The following is an 18,860-nucleotide window of genomic DNA, read 5'->3' as shown; positions in this document are numbered from 1 at the left end:
GCCCGCACAATTCCCCTTCTTTGATGGCGCAACGCATGCATTCGACGACTTTCCGTACGGCCGCCCTGCTCGCCGCGCTCCTGGCCGGTACCGCCGCGCCGGCATTGGCCGCGCCGGACCAGGCGCTGGGCAAGCGCCTGCAGGCGATGGGCTACGACGTCCAGGCCGATGCCGACGGCGACTACCAGTTGCTGTTCGGGCTGCGCGAGCAGGGCCGCGAGCGCCAGCAGCTGATCTACGTGCGCTCGCCGGTGGAGACCTTCGGCAGCCACCGCATCCGCGAGATCTGGTCGCCGGCCTACCAGGCCAAGGGCGACACCCTGCCGGCCGCGGTCGCCAACCGCCTGCTGGAAGACGCGCAGGCCGACATCCTCGGCGGCTGGGTGCGTCAGGGCGGCACCGCAGTGTTCGTGGTCAAGCTCGCCGCCGATGCCGACGACACCGCGTTGCGCGAGGCGCTGGAAGCGGCGGCGCGCGGCGCCGACGCGATGGACGCCGAACTCAACGCCGGCAAGGACGCGTTCTGATGGCGCTGGCCCCCGGCCCCTGGCAGCCCGACGTGACCGTGGCCACGGTGGTGGTGCGCGACGGCCGCCTGCTGCAGGTGGAGGAATCCATCGCCGGCGCACTGGTGCTGAACCAGCCGGCCGGGCACCTGGAGCCGGACGAGAGCCTGCTGCAGGCGGCGCTGCGCGAGACGCTGGAGGAAACCGGCTGGCAGGTGCGGCTGACCGCGTTCATCGGCGCCTACCAGTGGAAGGCCGACAACGGCCGCCACTACCTGCGCTTCGCCTTCGCCGCCGAGCCGGTCGCGCACGACCCGCAGCGGCCGCTGGACGAGGGCATCGTCCGCGCCCTGTGGATGACCCCGGCCGAGCTGGAAGCCGCCGCGCCGCACTGGCGCAGCCCGCTGGTGTGGCAGGTGGCTTCCGATTTCCTCGCCGGCAAGCGCTATCCGCTGGACCTGGTGCGGCAATTGGCATGAGCGGCGCACGGATCATGGTCGGCGTCTCCGGCGGCGTGGATTCGTCGGTGGCGGCCTGGCAGCTGGTGCAGCAAGGCGCCGACGTGGCCGGCCTGTTCATGCAGAACTGGGCCGACGACGGCAGCGGCGACTGCCGCGCCGAGGACGACCGCCGCGACGCGGTGGCGGTGTGCGGCCTGCTCGGCATGCCGTTCCACTTCCGCGACTTCTCGCAGGAATACTGGCAGGGCGTGTTCGCGCATTTCCTGGCCGAATACGCCGCCGGGCGCACGCCCAACCCGGACGTGCTGTGCAACCGCGAGGTCAAGTTCAAGCATTTCCTGGATGCGGCGCGCGAGCTGGGCGCCGAGCGCATCGCCACCGGCCATTACGCACGGGTCGCCTTCGCCGACGGCCGCTGGCGGCTGCTGCGCGGCGTGGACCGCAACAAGGACCAGAGCTATTTCCTGCACCAGCTCGGCCAGGCGCAGCTGGCCGCGACCCTGTTCCCGGTCGGCGAGCTGCCCAAGGAGCAGGTGCGGCGCATCGCCCGCGAGGCCGGCCTGCCGACCCACGCGAAGAAGGACTCCACCGGCATCTGCTTCATCGGCGAGCGCGACTTCCGTGAGTTCCTCGGCCGCTACCTGCCGGCCCGGCGCGGCGAGATCCGCGATCCGCACGAGCAGGTCGTGGCCGAGCACCCCGGCGTGTTCTATTTCACCCTGGGCCAGCGCGAAGGCCTGAACATCGGCGGCGTGCGCGGGCGCGCGGCGGCGCCGTGGTACGTGGTCGGCAAGGACGTGGCGCGCAACGTGCTGTACGTGGACCAGGATCGCGACAGCCTGCATCTGATGTCCACGCAGCTGCACTCGGAAACCGCCCACTGGATCGCCGGGTCGCCGCCGGCGCGGCGCTTCGACTGCACCGCACAGACCCGCTACCGCCAGGCCGACGAGCCGTGCACGGTCGAGGTCGGCGACGACGGCACTCTGGCGGTGCGTTTCGCGCGGCCGCAGCGTGCCGTCACCCCCGGCCAGTCGCTGGTGCTGTATCAGGGCGACGACTGCCTGGGCGGCGCCGTGATCGCCACCACCGATGCCCCGCTGGAACGCCGCCTGGCGCAGCAGCACCCCGCACTACACGAGGAAACCATCCGATGACCGATTCCATGGACGCGCGCGTGCTGGCGCTGGCCGGCGTTGCCCAGGCCCTGCAGCAGGTCCGCCGCATCGCCGAGACCGGGCAGTCGGAGGCGTCGCTGGTGCGGACCCTGCTCGACAGCGTGTTCCGCACCGACGCCGCCACTCCGGAGGCGGTCTACGGCCGCGCCGGCGACGTGGCGCCGGGGCTGCGCCTGCTGCACAACTATTTCCGCAACCAGGGCCAGGACGAGGCGCTGCCGCGGCTGGCGCTGGCGGTGCTGCAGCTGGAGCGGCGCTTCGTGCGCGACACCGAGACCAGCGCCAAGGTCACCGACGGCATCGCCCGGATCGCGCCGATGCTGGACGAACACGCCGACAGCGCGCACCCGGAGGTGATCGGCGCGCTGGGCCAGCTGTATGCCGACACCATCAGCCACCTGCGCCCGCGGGTGATGGTGCAGGGCAACCCGCACTATCTGGGCCAAGCCGGGGTGGTCGCCGAGATCCGCGCACTGCTGCTGGCGGCGATGCGCTCGGCGGTGCTGTGGCGGCAGATGGGCGGCAGCCTGTGGGACTTCCTGCTGGCCAAGCGGCGTATGCTCGAGGCGGTGGACCGGGCGCTGCGCTGAGCGCCGGCGCCGCCGGGCCTTGCGCTTCTCGACGCAGGGCACGTTTCGCGATGCGGACACGATCGACGCCACACCGCGGCTAAAGACCGAGGGGGTACGGCCGATACAGCAATCGTGAATCTGCCGAGAACGTCCATGTACTCACGCCTCCTAATCCGTCTGGCCGCCCCGCTCGCCCTGACGCTGCTGTTCCCCATCGCCGCCGGTTTCGATTGGCCGGCCCCGGTCCGTTGGGCCATCCTCACCACGATGACGTTGAGCTGGCTGGGCTTTGCCGCCTGGACAGCCTACAGCCAGAGCCGGCGATCGCCGGAGCAGTCCAAGATCATGCGCGAGCAGGATCAGCTGCTGTCGGAACTGCGCAACTTCGTCGGCAACGAGATCGACGGCTCGCGCAGCGAGATCGAACGGGCCCGCGAACTGATCCGCCAGGCGGTCAGCGGCCTGGGCGGCAGCTTCGAGGCGATGAACCGCAAGTCGCGGCAGCAGAGCGTCGCGCTGGCCCGGATCGTGGACCGCGCCGGCGACGACGGCGGTGCCGGGGTCGACGTGGCGCGCTTCGCCCAGCACGCCAGCCAGCGCATGGAGCAACTGGTCGAGGCGCTGGAACAGGTCAGCGGCCAGAGCAGCGCCACGGTGCACTACATCGACGACATGTCGCAGCACCTGGATGGCATCTTCGCGCTGCTGGAGGACGTCAAGTCGATCGCCGACCAGACCAATCTGCTGGCGTTGAACGCGGCGATCGAAGCGGCGCGTGCCGGCGAGGCGGGCCGCGGCTTCGCGGTGGTGGCCGACGAGGTGCGCAACCTGTCCGAACGCTCGACCACCTTCAACGAGCAGATCCGCAAGCTGGCGCACAGCTCCAAGGACGCCATCGCCAAGGTCCGCGAGACGGTCTCGCACATGGCCTCGCGCGACATGGACCGCTCCCGCGAGGCGCGTGCCGAGGCCGCGTCGATGCTGGACAACGTGGCGGCGATCAACAACTCGCTGGGCGAAGGCATGCGCGAGATCTCCGAGTGCGGCCGCGCCATCGACAGCAGCGTCGCCGAAGCGGTGCGCGCCCTGCAGTTCGAGGACATCGCGACCCAGGCCCTGGGCGGCGTGCATACCCACCTGGACCGCCTGACCGCGATCAACCGCGAGGCCGTGGCCCTGCAGGAACTGCTGCATCGCAACGGCGGCGTGTTCGACAGCGAGCTGGTCGAGGCCCTGCAGCGCGTCGGCAGCCGCCTGCGCGAGATGCGCGTGGAGTGGGAGCGTCCGCCGCACAAGCCGGTGGCGCAGCAGGGCATGGGCGCCGGCACGGTCGAGTTGTTCTGACCGAGGCCGTGTTCCCCGCCGCATCATGAAGCGACCAGTCCCCGGCCCCGGCCGGGGCTTGTCGTATCCGCCCTTCCCCGCCCGGCCGAGTCGATGCCTTTCCAGTCCCAGCCCCGAGTCGAGGCCATGCCCTGCGACGACCCGAACGCCACGCACGAGACCGTGCCCGCCCAGCCGCATTCGGCCGCGGTCGCGGACAGCGGCGCCACGTCCGGCGTGACGCGGCGTCGACCGGGCAGCGCGCTGCGGCAGCTGGAGACGGGGGCGCAGGGCGAGCTGCGGCGCATGCTCGGCGAGCGTGCTGCGCTGCACGGCGGCATCGCCGATCCGGTCTGGGCCGGGCTGGCCTGGGACATGGGCCTGAGCGGGAGCGCCATCGCCGCGGCCGGCACGGCGGCGCCGCTGCCTGGCTACGCGTGGCTTTGCGAGAACGAGTGAAACCGGACTGCGCGTTCGCCGCACTCCGCCGCGCGCGCATCGCGACATCGTCACGGCCGCCGAGTTGATGGCTTTTTCGACGTACCTCTAAGAGCTGTCAATTTTGTAGGAGCGGCTTCAGCCGCGACCGGGCCTTACCAGGAACGCCCCGGTCGCGGCTGAAGCCGCTCCTACAAGGTGCCGTCGTCGTTTGCCAATCGATGCGACGCGCTAGATGGGGTTCTCCAGCGAGAACAGGTCCGCCTGCTTGTCGTAGGCGAAGTATTCGGCGTAGCGCGCCCAACTGGTCACCGCCTGCACGGTTTCCGCCGCGTAGTCCTCGGACATGTGGTCTTCCAGCTCGTCGCGGAAGCGCCGCGCGGGGGCGTGGTGGGTCGGGCGTTCGTCGAGCACGCGGCGGATGTGCGCGGCCAGCGGCACGTAGGTCGCCAGGTGCTGGGCGAACAGTTGCTTGCGCGCGTCGGTGCCGAGTTCGGCGAAGCGCTGCCCAGCCGGGGTCAGCTGCAGGTCGCCCTGCTCGAACACCGCCAAGCGCAGCAACTGCAGGGTCTCGGCGATCGGGAACAGTTCGTCCACTTCCAGCTGCAGGCCGGCGGCCAGTGGCGGCAGGTCGGCGCGGCCATGGTAGGGCTCGGCCGCCACCGCCTCGACCAGGCCGGCCAGCAGGTTGCTCGACACCCGCGGCAGCACCATCGCGATGCCGCTGCCGGGGAACACGCCCTCGCGCACCTGCGGCCGCTGCGGGCTGGCGGTCATGCGCGCGTAGATATCGTCGACCAGGGCGCGGAACGCCGGCGCCAGGCGGTTGCGCGGCTGCGGCAGGGTGACCTGGATCTCGCCGATCACCCGGCCCGGATTGGCGCCGAAGATCACGATGCGGTCGCACATCAGCACCGCTTCCTCGATGTTGTGGGTGACCATCAGGATCGATTCGATCGGCATGCGCCCTTCCGACCACAGGTCGAGCAGATCGGTGCGCAGGGTCTCGGCGGTCAGCACGTCCAGCGCCGAGAACGGCTCGTCCATCAGCAGCAGTTTCGGCCGCACCACCAGCGCACGCGCCAGGCCCACGCGCTGGCGCATGCCGCCGGACAGCTCCTTCGGATAGGCGCCCTCGTAGCCGTCCAGGCCGATCAGGTCGATCGCCGCCAGCGCGCGCCGTCGGCGTTCGTCGGAAGGCACGCCGCGCGCCTCCAGGCCGACTTCCACGTTCTGCAGCACGGTCAGCCACGGGAACAGAGCGAAGCTCTGGAACACCATCGCGATGTCGTCGATCGCCTGGGTCGGCGTGGCGTCGCGGAACACGATGCTGCCAGCGCTGGGCTGCAGCAGCCCGGCGATGGCGCGCAACAGCGTGGACTTGCCCGAGCCGGAGCGCCCGAGCAGGCCGACGATCTGGCCCGAGTGCAGGGTCAGGTCCACGTCGTCCAGCACCACCAGCGGCGTCGCCCCGCCCTTGTCGTAGCTCTTGCGCACGCCGTGCACGCGGACCAGCGGCGCGCGCTCGGGCGCGGTTGCGGAAAAGGTCATGGTCGTCTCTCCAGTGGTCGTCAGTCGAAGCGCAGGCGGCGTTCGGCGAAGGCGTACAGGCGCCGCCACACCGCACGGTTGAAGAAGGTCACGAACAGCGACATCACCGCCACCCCGAGCAGCACCCGCGCGCCGTCGCCGGCGGCGGTGGCGCGGGCGATGTAGGAGCCCAGCCCGTAGGCCTGCACCTGGGTATCGCCCCAGTTGGCGAGTTCGGCGACGATGCTGGCGTTCCACGAGCCGCCGGAGGCGGTCAACGCGCCGGTGATGTAGTACGGGAAGATGCCCGGCAGGATCACCCGCCGCCACCAGGTCCACGAGCGCAGCTGGTACACCGTGGCCGCCTCGCGCAGGTCGGTGGGGAAGGCGCTGGCGCCGGCGATGACGTTGAACAGGATGTACCACTGCGTGCCCAGCACCATCAGCGGCGACAGCCAGATGTTCGGGTTGGCGCCGGTGGCGACGATCGCCAGCACCGCGAACGGGAACAGCACGTTGGCCGGAAACGCGGCCAGGAACTGCGCCAGCGGCTGCACCCGCTGCGCGACCTTCGGGCGCAGTCCGATCCACACGCCGATCGGCACCCACACCACGCTGGCCAGCGCGATCAGCACCACCACCCGCGCCAGCGTGGCCAGGCCGCCGCCGAACGCCTCGGCCAGATCGTGCAGGCCGAGGTGGCGGCGGCCGTAGTCGATCGCGAACCAGGCCGCGGCCGCGGCCGCGATCGCCAGCGCCGCGCTCCACAGCCGGTCGCCCCAGACGTTGCCGCGGTCGCCCTGCACCGCCGCTGGCGCCGGACGCGCCTGCCGCGGCGTCCAACGCAGCAGCAATGCGCGCTGCCAGACCCAGGCCAGCGGCGCGACCGCGCGCTTGGCCAGCCGCGTGCGCCGCAACAGGTCGTACAGCCACGACTGCGGCTTGTCCTGCGAGGCGGTGAGTTCGGCGCGGAACTTGTCCGACCAGGCGACGATGGGACGGAACAGCAACTGGTCGTACAGCACGATCAGCACGCCCATCGCCAGCACCGCCCAGCCGACCGCGGCGAAGTCGCGCTGCGCGATCGCCAGCGCCAGGTAGGAGCCGATGCCGGGCAGTTCCAGGGTGTGGTCGCCGACCGTGATCGCCTCGGAGGCGACCACGAAGAACCAGCCGCCGGACATCGACATCATCATGTTCCAGATCAGCGCGGGCGTCGCGTACGGCGCTTCCAGCCGCCAGAAGCGCTGCCACGGCGACAGGCCGAAACCGCGCGCGACCTCGTCCAGATCGCGCGGCACGCTGCGCAGCGACTGGTAGAACGAGTACGCCATGTTCCAGGCCTGGCTGGTGAAGATGGCGAAGATCGAGGCCAGCTCGGCGCCAACTTGGCGACCGGGAAACAGGCCCAGGAAGAAGGTCACGGTGAAGGTCAGAAAGCCCAGCACCGGCACCGACTGCAGGATGTCCAGCGCCGGCACGATCAGCCGCTCGGCGCGGCGGCTCTTGGCCGCCAGCGTCGCTACCACGAAGGTGAACAGCAGCGAGGCGGCCATCGCCGCGAACATGCGCAAGGTGGTGCGCAGGCCGTATTCGGGCAGCTGCCGCAGGTCCAGCGAGACCGCCGCGGTGCCGGGCGGCGGCAGCGGCGCGCGCATGTCGGCGGCGCCGTGCAGCAGCAGCACGCCCAGCGCCAGCAGCAGCGCGAACACCGCCAGGTCGTGGAAATTGGGCAGCACGCCGGGACGTGCGGCGCCGGCGCCGGGCGCATTGCGATCGCGGGGAAATAGCACCATGGGACGTTTCCGGCAGGACGGCGCAGCGGATGCGCCGCGGGTGGGGGAGATGGTGGAACCAGCGTGGGACGGCGACTCAGTCCGGCAAGGCGACATTCAAGCCGAGCGTCAGCCAGTTCTGCGCCGGATCGGCGCTGCGGCGCCCGGCCAGCAGGTCGACGCTCGCCGCGCCGTTGAACGCGTAGCGTGCGCCGGCTTCGGTCAAGGTTGCGGCGCGTTCGCGGTAGCACTCGCCGAGCCAGGTCCAGTTGCCGCCGGCGGCGCGCTCCAGGCCCAGCCCGGCATGCGCGCTGCCGACGCCGCCGCGCGGCTGCGACCAGCCCAGGTTGACGTGCAGCAGCGTGCGCCGCCGCGGGTCCAGGGCGAAGCTCAGCGGCAGGTTGAGCGTGCTCTCGGCATAGCGCGGCGAACGCGCCTGCCAGCTCGATTCCAGCGACAGCGCCGCGCCCCACCTGCCCTGCTCCGGATCGCGCAGCGACTGCTTGACGCCGATCGCGAACGCGGAGGCGGCAGCGCCCAGGCCATGGCTCAGGGTGAGCCCGACTTCGGTCGATGCCCAGGCGCAGGCGGGGGCGGCGGTGAGTTCGCCGGCACCGGCGGCGCGCCACCACGATTCCACTTGGCAGTGGCCGGCGGCAGTGATCGAGGCGTCGTCCACCCACAGACTGGCCCCGGCATGCGCGCGCGCGACCGGCAACGCGCACAGGGCGCACAGCAACAACAACGACGACGACAGATGCATGGGCGGCTCCGGAATGCGGAAAACGCCAGGGGCGACGCTCGGATGTCCTCGCGGATCGGGCATGCATACTGCGGAAATGCCGCCAGCGCCGGTGCGGCGGTGGCGAACGATCCCGTCCTGAGCGGACGGGACCCATCTGGGACGAACCCAGACCTTGGCGGTCCTGTCAGCTCAACAGCTGCAGTGTCGGTCTAGGGTGACTGTCCAAGGAAGTGGCCTCTGGCCGGGTGCGATCGGCGCGCAGTATAGCCAGCAAATGCGGCACCGCAACACCGCGGCGTGCGCCCGCGCAACGGGCGTTCACTGGCCAGCAAGCACCAGCCGCGGCTGCGTCGCCGGCAGCGTGCTGTGGCGGGCGCGCAACCACGCCGCCAGTTCGCGCGGCGGCAGCGGCCGCGAGTGCAGATAGCCCTGGATCTCGTCGCAGCCCTGCTCGCGCAGCAGGGTTTCTTCCTGCGCGGTTTCCACGCCCTCGGCCACCACCTGCATGCCCAGCGCGTGGCCGAGCTGCACGATCGCCTGGGTGACCTTGGCGGTGCCGCTGTCGTGCAGCATGTCCTGCACGAAGCTGCGGTCGATCTTCAGCCGCTGCACCGGGAAGCGGTTGAGGTAATGCAGGTTGGAGAAGCCGGTACCGAAATCGTCCACCGCCAGCAGCACGCCTTCCTGCTCGAACAGCTCGAAGCAGCGGCGCAGCGACTCGGTGTCGCGGATCAGCGCCGACTCGGTCAGTTCCAGTTCCAGCCGCTTCGGCGACCAGCCGTTGCGCAGGCACAGTTCGATCACCCGTTCGGCGAAGCCGCGGTCGCGCAACTGCATCGCCGAGACGTTGACCGAGATGCGGTCGAAGCTCAGCCCCGCCGCGTCCCAGGCCGCGGCCTGGCGGCAGGCCTCGTTGATCACCCAGTCGCCCAGGCGCACGATCTCGCCGCATTCCTCGGCGATGGGAATGAACTCGGCCGGATTGCAGTGGCCATGGCCGGGACGGTGCCAGCGCAGCAGCGCCTCGACCGCCGGCGCGCGCTCCCCGGCCGCGTGCACCAGCGGCTGGTACACCAGCGAGAACTCCTCGCGGTCCAGCGCGCCGTGCAGCGCATGCTCGATCTCCAGGCGTCGCTGCGCGCGCAGCAGCACGTCCTGGCTGTAGTAGTGACAGGTGTTGCGGCCGGATTCCTTGGCCGCGTACATCGCCGCATCGGCGGCGCGCAGCAGGCTGTCGAAGTCCTGGCGCCCCTCCTCCATCAAGGCGATGCCGATGCTGGCGCCGATCTTGATCACGTTTTCGCCGTTGTGCAGCGGCTCGGCCAGCGCCGCGATCAGCTTGCGCGCCACATGGCCGGCATCGCCCGGCTCGGCCAGGTCGCGCAGCACCACCACGAACTCGTCGCCGCTGAAGCGCCCGAACAGGTCGCTGGTGCGCAGCTGCTGGTGCATGCGCGTGGCGGCCAGCTTCAGCAGCGCATCGCCGGTGGCGTGGCCGAAGGAATCGTTGATGCTCTTGAAGCCGTCCAGGTCCACGAACAGCATCGCCAGGGTGCTGCCGCGCTCCACCGCGTCGTGCATCGCCTTCTCGGCCTGCTCGCGCAGCAGCTGCCGGTTCGGCAGCCCGGTCAGCAGGTCGTAGTGGGCAAGCAGTTCGATGCGCTCGCTGGCCTCGCGTTCGCGGGTGATGTCGCGGAACAGCACCACGAAGCGCGGCGGCAGGCCGTCGCGGTCGTCCAGTTCGATCAGCACCTGCACCCACACGCGGTGCCCGGACGGGCGGTGGAAGCACAGGTCCAACTGCTCCGGCAGCCCGCCGTGGGCGATCCGCACCAGCGCCGCTTCGAACGCGTCGCGCGAGTCCTGGGTGTACAGCGCCAGCGCATGGTCCAGGTCGATGTTTTCCTTGCGCAGGCCGTGGATGCGATAGCACTCCTCGGTCCACTGCATGCGCCGGGTGCCGACCTCGATCTCGCAGCCGCCGATCTTGCCCAGCGCCGAGACGCGGTTGAGCAGTTCGGTGCGCCAGCGGATCAGCGCATCGGTCTGGCGCTGTTCGGTGATGTTCTGCACCTGGCCGAGCACGCGCTGGATGCGGCCGTCGGCTTCCGGCTGCGGCTGCGCCCAGACCCGCAGGTGCAGCGGCGCTTCGCTGCCGCGTATCAGTTCGACCTCGAAGTTGGCCTGCTTGCCGTCGCGCTGCATGCGCCGCCAGATGGCGATCACCTGCGCGGCCGACTCGCGGCTGAGCAGGCGCAGCCAGCCGCGGCCGCTCGGCACCTGGTCCTCGGCCAGCCCGGTCACGCTCAGGAACTCGCGCGACCACCAGATCCGGTTCTGCAGCGGGTCCCACGACCAGCTGCCCATGCGGGTCATGCGCTGCGCCTCGCGCAGCAGGGTCTGCTGGTCGCGCAGGCGCTGTTCGAGCAGCTTCTGCTCGTGGATGTCGGTATGCGTGCCGACCATGCGCAGCGGGCTGCCGTCGGCGGTGCGCGCGACGATGCGGCCGCGGTCGAGGATCCAGCGCCACTGGCCGTCCTGCTGGCGCAGCCTGAATTCGCAGACGTAGGTCGCCGTGCGGCCTTCGAAATGGGCGCGGATCGCCTCGCGCAGACGCGTCTGGTCCTCGCTGTGGACCAGCGGCAGCAGCGTGTTGAGCCCATAGTCCGGCGCGTCGCCGGTGTAGCCGAGCATCTGCTTCCAGCGCTCGGAACGGAAGATCGTGTCGCTGGGGATGTCCCAGTCCCACAGGCCGTGTTCGGCGCTGTCCAGGGCGATTTCCCAGCGCGTGGCGCCATTGCCGTCGACCGGCTCGGGCACGCTCAGGGTGTAGGCCAGCAACGCGCCGGCATCGTCGCGGACCGCGCGCAGCCAGCCGTCCAGGCGCCGCCCGGCGGTGCCGGGCAAGGCACAGGCGAGCATGCCCTCGCCGTCGAGCAGGCGCTCGCGCACGTCGCGCATCAGCTCGGCATACGCCTCCACGGTGCGCGGCAGCTCCAGCGCCTGCGCGGCCCGGTTCGCGGCCAGCGGCCGCCCTTCGGCGTCCAACAGGACCACAGCCGAGGTGAGCGGATGCTGCAGCAAGCTTGCGATGACGCCTTGATCCACGCCGAAGTGCTCCGTTTTTCTACCGCGCTGAGGCCGGCGGACGAAGGAGATAACGGCACCTGGCGCCATTAGTTGAGCGCGAGGGGGGCCGGATGCCGCTGCGCCGGCCTGGCGGGCCGGCCCGCCGGTGGGCGGCGGCGAGCGCTTGCCGCTAAGATGGCAGTGGACGAATACCGCCGCACCAGGCTGTCGGGGCATGCAACCACAACTCGATCTTCCCCCGCCCCACCCGTCCTCGGACATGCGCCTGGCGCAACGGCTGGACCGCGGCATCTGGCGGACCGCGCTGCTGTACCTGCTGCTGGGCCTGGCCTGGTCGCTGGGCAGCGACCTGCTGCTGGCCCGATTCGTGAACGACCCGCGGACCCTGGCCCTGCTGAACCTGCTCAACGATGCGGTGTTCCTGCTGCTGACCGCCATCGCCCTGTACTTGCTGCTGCGCCCGCTGGTGCGCGGGGCGTTGCAGGTGCACGCGCGGCTGGCGCTGTCCGAGGCCGGCTACCGGCAGATGTTCCAGGCCAATCCCAGCCCGATGCTGGTCTACGACCTGGAAACCCTGCGGATCGCCGACGTCAATCCGGCGGCGGTCGCCTTCTTCGGCTGGACGCACGACCAATTCATCGGCATGGAACTGGAGCGGCTGTGGCCGGCGGACGCGGCCGCGCGCATGCGCGAGGTGATCCAGGCCATCCGCGACACGCCATCCAAGGTCTGCGTTGTGGCCGAGCCGCTGCGCCTGCGCGATGGCAGCCAGCGCATGGTCGAGTCGCGCAGCACAGGCCTGGACTACCGCGGCCGCGACGCGCGGCTGGTGGTGATCAGCGACCGCAGCGCCGAGCACCATGCCCAGCAGCGCCGCGACCAGGCCCTGCAGCGGCTGGAAGAGGCGCAGGCGATCGCCCGCCTCGGCTCCTGGGAGCTGGATCCGGGCAGCGGCCTGGGCCGCTATTCGGACCAGGTCTACCGGATGCTCGGCCGGCGCGTGCCGGAGCAGGCGCGCGAGCATCGCCTGGAAGAACTGCTGGTCCCGGCCGACCTCGCCTCGCAGGCGCGCATCCAGCGCATGCTCGAGGAACTGTGCGGCCCGGCGCCGGTGCAGCTGGACATGCTGCTGCCGGTGCTGGCCGCCGACGGCCAGGCGCGGATGCTGCACCTGCGCGCCGAAACCGCCTGCGACGACGCCGGCGCGGCCTGCGTGCGCGGCACCCTGCAGGACGTGACCGAGCACGAGCGTTCGCGGCGCCTGCTGCACGAACGCGAGGAACAGTTCCGCGAACTGGTGCGGGTGCTGCCCGACGGGGTGGCGATCCTGCACCAGGAACACGTGCTGTACGCCAACGCGGCCTGCGCCGGGCAGTTCGGCCACGAGGGCGAGAACCTGCTCGGCGAACCGTTGCAGGGGCTGGTCCACGCCAGCGACCTGCAACAGGTGCGCGAGCAGATGCGCGATGCCGGCGACAGGGGCGAGCGCGGCGCCGCGGCGCGCATGCGCCGCCGCGACGGCTCGCTGTTCCACGCCGGGCTGTCGTTCGGCAACGTGCGCTACAGCGGCCGCGACTGCAAGCTGCTGATCGTGCGCGACCTGAGCGAGCCCGAGCGCATGCGCGACGCGCTGGCGCTCAGCAACCGCGAGCTGCAGGCGATGGCGCGGCGGCTGTTCTCGCTGCAGGAGGACGAACGCCGCGCGATCTCGCGCGACCTGCACGACGACATCGGCCAGGCGATCACCGCGATGAAGCTGTCCGCGCACGCGGCGCTGGACGAGGCCGATGCCGAGCGCCGCCGCGAGGACCTCAACGAGATCGTGCAGCTGGCCGACAGCAGCATCACCAAGCTGCGCAACCTGTCGACCCTGCTGCGCCCGCCGCAGCTGGACGCGCTCGGCCTGGAAGCGGCGTTGCGCTGGCAGGCCGGGATGCTGTTCCGCGCCTCGCCGGTACGCCTGCAGCTGGACATCGCCACCCTGCCCGCGCGGCCCAGCGGCGAGGTCGAGCAGGCCTGCTTCCGCATCGCCCAGGAAAGCCTGACCAACGTGCTGCGGCATGCCTGCGCCGGCGAAGTGCGCATGGCGCTGAGCGACGAGCAGCACCGGCAGCTGCGCCTGGAGGTGGTCGACGACGGCGACGGCTTCGATCCGGCCGGGCCGCGCGGGCTGGGCCTGATCGTGATGCGCGAGCGCGCGCAGAGCGCAGGCGGTACCCTGCAGATCGATACCGCGCCCGGCGCCGGCACGCGGGTGACGCTGTGCCTGCCCTACACCACGGCGGCGACGCCGACGCACCCACCTGGACCCTGACACGAATGTGGAATCCCGCTGTCCCCGTGCCGCCCGACGACGAACTGCCGTCGCGCCTGGGCGCAGGCCATCCGGCGCTGACCGGCATGATCGCCGAGGCGCTGGCCGGCGGCCCGGGCGTGATGCTGTTGCACATCGATATCGACCACTTCGCCTCGATCAACGAGAACATGAGCGCGGAAGTGGGCGACCACGCGCTGGCCTTGCTGGCGCACCGGCTGCAGGCGCACCTGCGCGGGCGCGGGCTGCTGTGGCGCCACGGCAGCGACGAACTGGTCATGGCGGTGCCGCGCACCGCCGACGTGCCGCCGCCGGAGGCCTTCGCCGAGGAGATCCGGCAGCAGATCGAACTGCCGCTGTCGGTGCTGCCGTACACCTTGTTCATGACCGGCAAGATCGGCGTGAGCCTGTGCCCGGAACACTCCACGCGGCTGTCCACGCTGCTCGACTATGCCGAGGACGCGGTCTACCAGGCCGCGCGCGAAGGCGGCAACATGGTGCGCCTGTACGCGGCCGACGGCCCGCCCAGCGCGCACAGCGAGAGCATCATCTCGCGGCAGATCGTCGATGCGATCCCCAACGGCGAGCTGCGCCTGCGCTACCAGCCGATGGTCAGCGCCCGCGACGGCCGCGTGGTCGGCATGGAATCGCTGCTGCGCTGGCAGTCGCCGACGCTGGGCATCCTGGTGCCGGAGCGCTTCATGCGCACCGCCGAGCGGCTGGGCGTGATCGTGCAGATCGGCACCTGGGTGATGGAAGGCGCGCTGCGCCAGGCGCGGCTGTGGCGCGACCAGGGCTTCGACGACTTCACCATCGCGGTCAACGTCTCCACCCTGCAGCTGCTGCGCCCGACGTTCTTCAACGAAGTGATGTCGGCGCTGCAGGCGGCCGGGGTGCCGCCGCAGATGATGGTGCTGGAGATCAACGAGAGCGCGCTGACCAACAACGTCAACTTCGTCCACGAGACCCTGGCCAACCTGTGCCGCGAAGGCATCAGTCTGAGCCTGGACAACTTCGGCACCGGCGACTCCAGCCTCAGCGCGCTGGTGCGCTATCCGGTGGACAAGCTGAAGATCGACCGCAGCTTCATCAAGAGCGCGCCGGCCGGCAACCGCGAGGCGGCGATCGCCCGCGCCATCATCGCCATGGGCCACCAGTTGGGCATGGTGGTGATCGCCAACGGCGTGGAGTCGCAGGCGCAGCTGGGCTTCCTGCGCCGCAACGACTGCGACATCTTCCAGGGCTACCTGTTCGGCGAGCCGATGTCGGCCGAGGCCGCGGGCATGGCGCTGCGGCGCCGCTACCTGCGCCCGGAATCGTTCACCGAGACCCGCCCGGACCGCACCCTGCTGCTGCTCGACGACGAGGAGAACGTGTTGCGCTCGCTGGTGCGCCTGTTCCGCCGCGACGGCTACCGGATCCTGGCCGCCGGCAACGTGCGTGACGCCTTCGACCTGCTCGCCACCAACGACGTGCAGGTGATCCTGTCCGACCAGCGCATGTCCGACATGAGCGGCACCGAGTTCCTGGGCCGGGTGAAGATGCTCTACCCGGACACCATCCGCCTGGTGCTGTCCGGCTACACCGACCTGGCCACCGTCACCGACGCGATCAACCGCGGCGCGATCTACCGCTTCCTGACCAAGCCCTGGAACGACGACGAACTACGCGAACACATCCGCCAGGCGTTCCGCACGCATGACGAGCAGCGGCGCGATGCGGGGCCCTGAGGGGCCGGGATTGGGGATTGGGGATTGGGGATTGGGGATTCGGCATTCGGGATTCGCAAAAGCAGCGATTCCTGCCCCTCCTCGACACGCACGGACTGGAACAGCAAGCGCAAAACCGCTCTTGCGAATCCCCAATCCCGAATCCCAAATCCCGGCAATTACTTCGGCTGCCGCACCGGAATCACGATCCTGAAGCTTGAGCCCTCGCCGACGGTGCTGGTCACGTCGATGCGGCCGTGGTGCTTGTTGATGATGCCGTAGGAGATCGACAGGCCCAGGCCGGTGCCGCTGCCGACCGGCTTGGTGGTGAAGAACGGGTCAAAGATGCGCTGCAGCAGGTCCGCCGGGATCCCGGCGCCGGAGTCCTTGAACTCGATCCACACGTCCTCGCCGTCCTGGCCGGTGCTGACCACGATGGTGCCGCGCTCGCCGATCGCCTGGCCGGCGTTGAGCAGCAGGTTCATGTACACCTGGTTGAGCTCGGACGGCAGGCACTCGACCAGCGGCAGGTTGCCGTAGTGTCGGTCCAGCGTGACCTTGTACTTGAGCTCGTTCCAGATGATGTTGATCGTGGATTCGAGCCCGGAATGCAGGTCCACCAGCTTCCACGATTCCTCGCGGCCGGAGTACGAGAAATCCTTGAGGTCGCGCACGATGCGCGTCACCCGCTCGATGCCCTCGCGCGACTCGGCCATCAGCTGCGGCAGGTCGCGGCTGATGAAGTCGATGTCGAAGCGGTTGCGGATGTCGTCGATCTCCGGGATCAGCGCCTTCGGGTCCGGCGCGCGCAGGGCGCGCTCGTAGGCCTCGATCAGGGTGAACAGGCTGCGCAGGTATTCCTGCAGGCTGCCCAGGTTGGAGTGCACGTAGCCGATCGGGTTGTTGATCTCGTGCGCGACGCCGGCGGCGAGCTGACCGATGGACGCCATCTTCTCCGACTGCAGCAGCTTTTCCTGCGCACCGTTGAGGCGCAGGTAGGCCTGGCGCAGTTCGGCGTGGCGTTGCTGCAATTCCTGTTCGTAGTCCTGCTGGCCTTCGATGCCCTGGATCAGCGCCAGGTAATGGCCGTCGTCGCCATCGCCATGGAAATACAGGTGCGCCAGCACCACGTGCTCTTCGGTCGGCAGGCTGCCGCTCCAGCGGCCGCTGCTGCGCGCCTGCGAGCGCGCGTCATCGGGCAGCCACTGCGCCAGGCGTTCGCCCAGCGCACGGTCGTCGACGGTGTCGGCATTGCACAGGTGGCCGCGCGCGGCGCGGTTGGCCAGCAGCAGGCGGCCATCGGCGCGGAACAGCACCAGTCCTTCGTCGATCAGCTCGCTGAGCGCGAGCAGACTCGTGCGCGAAGGCAATGGCACCGCATCGGTGTAATCGGGATCGGCGAGATTCACGACAGGCAACGGGTAACGAGCGGACGCTCAATATACGCCGATGCCCTGGTCAGGTGCGACGCCGGCAAAAGCCGGCACGCGATGCTCAGGCGATCGCCAGGTGCCGGCTGGTCCGCAGGCTGCTGGACTGGCCGTTGGCATCGTAGGACGAGGCGCTCTCGCTGCGGCCCAGGTGACGCAGCGCCCAGTTCACTTCGCGCCGCCGCCGCGACAGCAGCGCGCCGTTGGCGCGGTTGGCGTCGGCCAGTTCGCGCAGCCGCGACTCGGCCTCGGCACCGGCCGGCACGTCGGCCTCCAGCGCGCGCAGCGCGGCCAGCTTGTCGCTGGTCGCCCGCATCAGTTCCTCCACGTTGTGATCCAACAAGGCCTGCCGTTCGCCGGCGAGCGCGTCGCTGAGCTGTTGCAAGGGGTTGGTCACGGAGGTGTTCATGCGCTGAGCTGCTGGTCCAGGTCGAGCATACGGCTGGCGATGGCGTCGGGATTGATCTTGTAGCTGCCGTTCTGCAATGCGGCGCGCACCGACTCGACGCGGCTGTTGTCCACCGCCGGCGCGGTCGACAGCTCGCGCTGCAAGGTCTGCAGGCCGGACGCCTCGCCGGTCAGGCGCAGGCTGTCGGCGGCGGCCGTGGCATCCACCGGGCGTGCCTGTCCGTCCTCGGACGCGCCGGAGGCGGCCTTGGTGTTGACGGAGGTGGTGCGGAGCGCCGCCTGGCTGGGCAGGCTCCCCTCGATTTTCTGGCTCATGGCGGAAATCCTGTTACGGGTTCGGTGTAGGTAACGGCGTTACCCCACGGAACTTTAGGCCGGATCTCAGCGCGTCACTAAAACGTCGCCATTTTGTGACACAGTTCCCTGAACGACGCGGCGTGACGACAGGTTCTCGACGGTCACCCGCTCGTTTTCGCCGCCGTCGCTGAGCGCGCGGCCCGCCATCCGCACTTCCAGCGCCCCGCTGCGCGCCACCAGCGCCACATTGTCGCCGCGCCGCACCAGCCGCTGCGCGACCAGATCGCTGGCCGACAGCAGCGTGCCGGCCGGCAGCGTGCGCCGCACCACCCGGCCGATCGCCACCGCCGGATCGGTCATCGCCGCACCGACGATCCGCGCCACGTCGCGCTTCTCCGACACCATATCGGCGGCCCCAACGGTCTCTCCAGCCGCCAGGCCGCGGCTCAGGACCAGCACGTCCTGCAGGCGCCGCACCTTGACCGGCACGAACAGGCGCCAGCCGGCCTCGCGCGGGCAGCTCACCTCCACCGTGGTGGTGCCGGTGGGCTGCGCCTGCAACGGCACCGGGCACAGCGGTACCCGCACCGACGGATCCAGCGTCGCCTCGGCCGTGGCGTCGGGCCCGAGCGTGGAAAGCGCCGCGGCGCGGATCGAGTCGACCGGTTGGAATTCCGCGGCCCAGGCCGGCAGCGCCGCCAGCAGGACCACTAACAGGATCAGGCGCATGGCCATCTCTCAAAATGGATGATTCGCCAAACCTCATGCAAAGCCCGTGCCGCGATCGACGTATCGGCGCTCCGGCGGCTGTCGATGCGATGAACTTGACACGCTGCCGGCAGCCGGGCCGAGCGCCGTGGCGCGGGCTAGCTGCCTGGCCCGCAGACGCCTGCGCGGCGGAGCGGCGCCCCGAGCACTGCGCTTGGGCAGGCACGGCAGCATCGTCACCGACTGCTTCGAACACACCTTCCCTATACGATCCCGCCCCCGGCACGCGCCCAGGCACAGCGGGGCCATCGCCATCGCGTCGACAGCTCCTGAGGAGTTAGGCCTCAAGTTCCGCCGCGAATGCGCCGATATGAAC

The 18,860-nt window shown here is 70.3% G+C and carries 16 protein-coding genes; 8 read left to right on the top strand and 8 right to left on the bottom strand.

Features of this window, described 5'->3' with window-relative positions; genetic code table 11:
* The first annotated feature begins 23 nt into the window (after positions 1 to 23).
* The 6 genes from J2Y70_RS08570 to J2Y70_RS08545 all read left to right on the top strand — a co-directional run bounded on the left by J2Y70_RS08570 (position 24) and on the right by J2Y70_RS08545 (position 4,499).
* Positions 24 to 527 carry a hypothetical protein gene (locus tag J2Y70_RS08570; RefSeq protein WP_309915852.1) on the top strand — a complete coding sequence of 168 codons (504 nt, stop codon included), beginning with the start codon at positions 24 to 26 and terminating at the stop codon, positions 525 to 527.
* Entirely contained in the window at positions 527 to 985 is a 459-nt protein-coding gene (locus tag J2Y70_RS08565) for an NUDIX hydrolase (RefSeq protein WP_309915849.1), read from the top strand. Before J2Y70_RS08570 ends, J2Y70_RS08565 begins: the two co-directional genes overlap by 1 nt.
* Entirely contained in the window at positions 982 to 2,124 is a 1,143-nt protein-coding gene (gene mnmA, locus J2Y70_RS08560) for a tRNA 2-thiouridine(34) synthase MnmA (RefSeq protein WP_309915846.1), read from the top strand. The genes J2Y70_RS08565 and mnmA overlap by 4 nt, the downstream gene beginning before the upstream one ends.
* Positions 2,121 to 2,735 carry a high frequency lysogenization protein HflD gene (gene hflD, locus J2Y70_RS08555; protein WP_263398292.1) on the top strand — a complete coding sequence of 205 codons (615 nt, stop codon included), beginning with the start codon at positions 2,121 to 2,123 and terminating at the stop codon, positions 2,733 to 2,735. Before mnmA ends, hflD begins: the two co-directional genes overlap by 4 nt.
* 135 nt (positions 2,736 to 2,870) lie before the next feature.
* On the top strand, positions 2,871 to 4,061 hold the full coding sequence (locus J2Y70_RS08550; RefSeq protein ID WP_263398291.1) for a methyl-accepting chemotaxis protein: 1,191 nt from the start codon (positions 2,871 to 2,873) through the stop codon (positions 4,059 to 4,061).
* Between the two features lie 126 nt (positions 4,062 to 4,187).
* The gene (locus J2Y70_RS08545; protein WP_309915840.1) at positions 4,188 to 4,499 is read left to right on the top strand and encodes a hypothetical protein; all 312 of its coding nucleotides are present in this window, start codon (positions 4,188 to 4,190) and stop codon (positions 4,497 to 4,499) included.
* Between the two features lie 210 nt (positions 4,500 to 4,709).
* Here the strand turns inward: J2Y70_RS08545 and J2Y70_RS08540 are convergent, their stop codons facing one another.
* The 4 genes from J2Y70_RS08540 to J2Y70_RS08525 all read right to left on the bottom strand — a co-directional run bounded on the left by J2Y70_RS08540 (position 4,710) and on the right by J2Y70_RS08525 (position 11,636).
* The gene (locus tag J2Y70_RS08540; protein WP_309915837.1) at positions 4,710 to 6,029 is read right to left on the bottom strand and encodes a nitrate/sulfonate/bicarbonate ABC transporter ATP-binding protein; all 1,320 of its coding nucleotides are present in this window, start codon (positions 6,027 to 6,029) and stop codon (positions 4,710 to 4,712) included.
* 20 nt (positions 6,030 to 6,049) lie between these two features.
* Positions 6,050 to 7,804, bottom strand: a complete 1,755-nt coding sequence (locus J2Y70_RS08535; RefSeq protein ID WP_309915834.1) for an ABC transporter permease subunit — start codon at positions 7,802 to 7,804, stop codon at positions 6,050 to 6,052.
* Between the two features lie 76 nt (positions 7,805 to 7,880).
* Entirely contained in the window at positions 7,881 to 8,546 is a 666-nt protein-coding gene (locus tag J2Y70_RS08530; RefSeq protein WP_309915831.1) for a hypothetical protein, read from the bottom strand.
* A 300-nt stretch (positions 8,547 to 8,846) separates the two neighbouring features.
* A complete protein-coding gene (locus J2Y70_RS08525; protein WP_263398286.1) occupies positions 8,847 to 11,636 on the bottom strand; it encodes a bifunctional diguanylate cyclase/phosphodiesterase in 2,790 nt (929 codons plus the stop codon).
* A gap of 196 nt (positions 11,637 to 11,832) precedes the next feature.
* On the opposite strand from J2Y70_RS08525, the gene J2Y70_RS08520 reads away from it, so the two are divergent.
* Both J2Y70_RS08520 and J2Y70_RS08515 read left to right on the top strand, forming a co-directional pair.
* On the top strand, positions 11,833 to 13,932 hold the full coding sequence (locus J2Y70_RS08520) for a PAS domain S-box protein (protein WP_309915828.1): 2,100 nt from the start codon (positions 11,833 to 11,835) through the stop codon (positions 13,930 to 13,932).
* 5 nt (positions 13,933 to 13,937) lie between these two features.
* The gene (locus J2Y70_RS08515; RefSeq protein ID WP_309915825.1) at positions 13,938 to 15,662 is read left to right on the top strand and encodes an EAL domain-containing protein; all 1,725 of its coding nucleotides are present in this window, start codon (positions 13,938 to 13,940) and stop codon (positions 15,660 to 15,662) included.
* Positions 15,663 to 15,820: 158 nt separating this feature from the next.
* Here the strand turns inward: J2Y70_RS08515 and J2Y70_RS08510 are convergent, their stop codons facing one another.
* From J2Y70_RS08510 to flgA, 4 genes are all read right to left on the bottom strand, one after another.
* The gene (locus J2Y70_RS08510) at positions 15,821 to 17,017 is read right to left on the bottom strand and encodes an ATP-binding protein (RefSeq protein WP_263398455.1); all 1,197 of its coding nucleotides are present in this window, start codon (positions 17,015 to 17,017) and stop codon (positions 15,821 to 15,823) included.
* Between the two features lie 118 nt (positions 17,018 to 17,135).
* Complete coding sequence (locus J2Y70_RS08505) at positions 17,136 to 17,480, bottom strand: flagellar protein FlgN (RefSeq protein WP_263398283.1); 345 nt, start codon at positions 17,478 to 17,480, stop codon at positions 17,136 to 17,138.
* Entirely contained in the window at positions 17,477 to 17,794 is a 318-nt protein-coding gene (gene flgM / locus J2Y70_RS08500; protein WP_309915821.1) for a flagellar biosynthesis anti-sigma factor FlgM, read from the bottom strand. The genes J2Y70_RS08505 and flgM overlap by 4 nt, the downstream gene beginning before the upstream one ends.
* 66 nt (positions 17,795 to 17,860) lie before the next feature.
* Entirely contained in the window at positions 17,861 to 18,505 is a 645-nt protein-coding gene (flgA, locus tag J2Y70_RS08495; protein ID WP_309915818.1) for a flagellar basal body P-ring formation chaperone FlgA, read from the bottom strand.
* Between the last annotated feature and the right edge of the window lie 355 nt (positions 18,506 to 18,860).

The sequence above is a fragment of the Xanthomonas sp. 1678 genome (genome assembly GCF_031455575.1).
Classification (GTDB): Bacteria; Pseudomonadota; Gammaproteobacteria; order Xanthomonadales; family Xanthomonadaceae; genus Xanthomonas_A.
The sequence above is the reverse complement of the archived record's forward strand: the minus strand, read 5'-3'. Positions and strand labels throughout refer to the sequence as shown.

Bases quoted from the DNA above. Each gene is read 5' to 3' on its own strand.
- J2Y70_RS08570 (WP_309915852.1), top strand. From the start codon at position 24: ATGGCGCAACGCATGCATTCGACGACTTTCCGTACGGCCGCCCTGCTC.
- hflD (WP_263398292.1), top strand. From the start codon at position 2,121: ATGACCGATTCCATGGACGCGCGCGTGCTGGCGCTGGCCGGCGTTGCC.
- J2Y70_RS08520 (WP_309915828.1), top strand. From the start codon at position 11,833: ATGCAACCACAACTCGATCTTCCCCCGCCCCACCCGTCCTCGGACATG.
- J2Y70_RS08535 (WP_309915834.1), bottom strand. From the start codon at position 7,804: ATGGTGCTATTTCCCCGCGATCGCAATGCGCCCGGCGCCGGCGCCGCA.
- mnmA (WP_309915846.1), top strand. From the start codon at position 982: ATGAGCGGCGCACGGATCATGGTCGGCGTCTCCGGCGGCGTGGATTCG.
- flgA (WP_309915818.1), bottom strand. From the start codon at position 18,505: ATGCGCCTGATCCTGTTAGTGGTCCTGCTGGCGGCGCTGCCGGCCTGG.
- J2Y70_RS08540 (WP_309915837.1), bottom strand. From the start codon at position 6,029: ATGACCTTTTCCGCAACCGCGCCCGAGCGCGCGCCGCTGGTCCGCGTG.
- J2Y70_RS08505 (WP_263398283.1), bottom strand. From the start codon at position 17,480: ATGAACACCTCCGTGACCAACCCCTTGCAACAGCTCAGCGACGCGCTC.
- J2Y70_RS08545 (WP_309915840.1), top strand. From the start codon at position 4,188: ATGCCCTGCGACGACCCGAACGCCACGCACGAGACCGTGCCCGCCCAG.
- flgM (WP_309915821.1), bottom strand. From the start codon at position 17,794: ATGAGCCAGAAAATCGAGGGGAGCCTGCCCAGCCAGGCGGCGCTCCGC.
- J2Y70_RS08565 (WP_309915849.1), top strand. From the start codon at position 527: ATGGCGCTGGCCCCCGGCCCCTGGCAGCCCGACGTGACCGTGGCCACG.
- J2Y70_RS08530 (WP_309915831.1), bottom strand. From the start codon at position 8,546: ATGCATCTGTCGTCGTCGTTGTTGTTGCTGTGCGCCCTGTGCGCGTTG.
- J2Y70_RS08550 (WP_263398291.1), top strand. From the start codon at position 2,871: ATGTACTCACGCCTCCTAATCCGTCTGGCCGCCCCGCTCGCCCTGACG.
- J2Y70_RS08515 (WP_309915825.1), top strand. From the start codon at position 13,938: ATGTGGAATCCCGCTGTCCCCGTGCCGCCCGACGACGAACTGCCGTCG.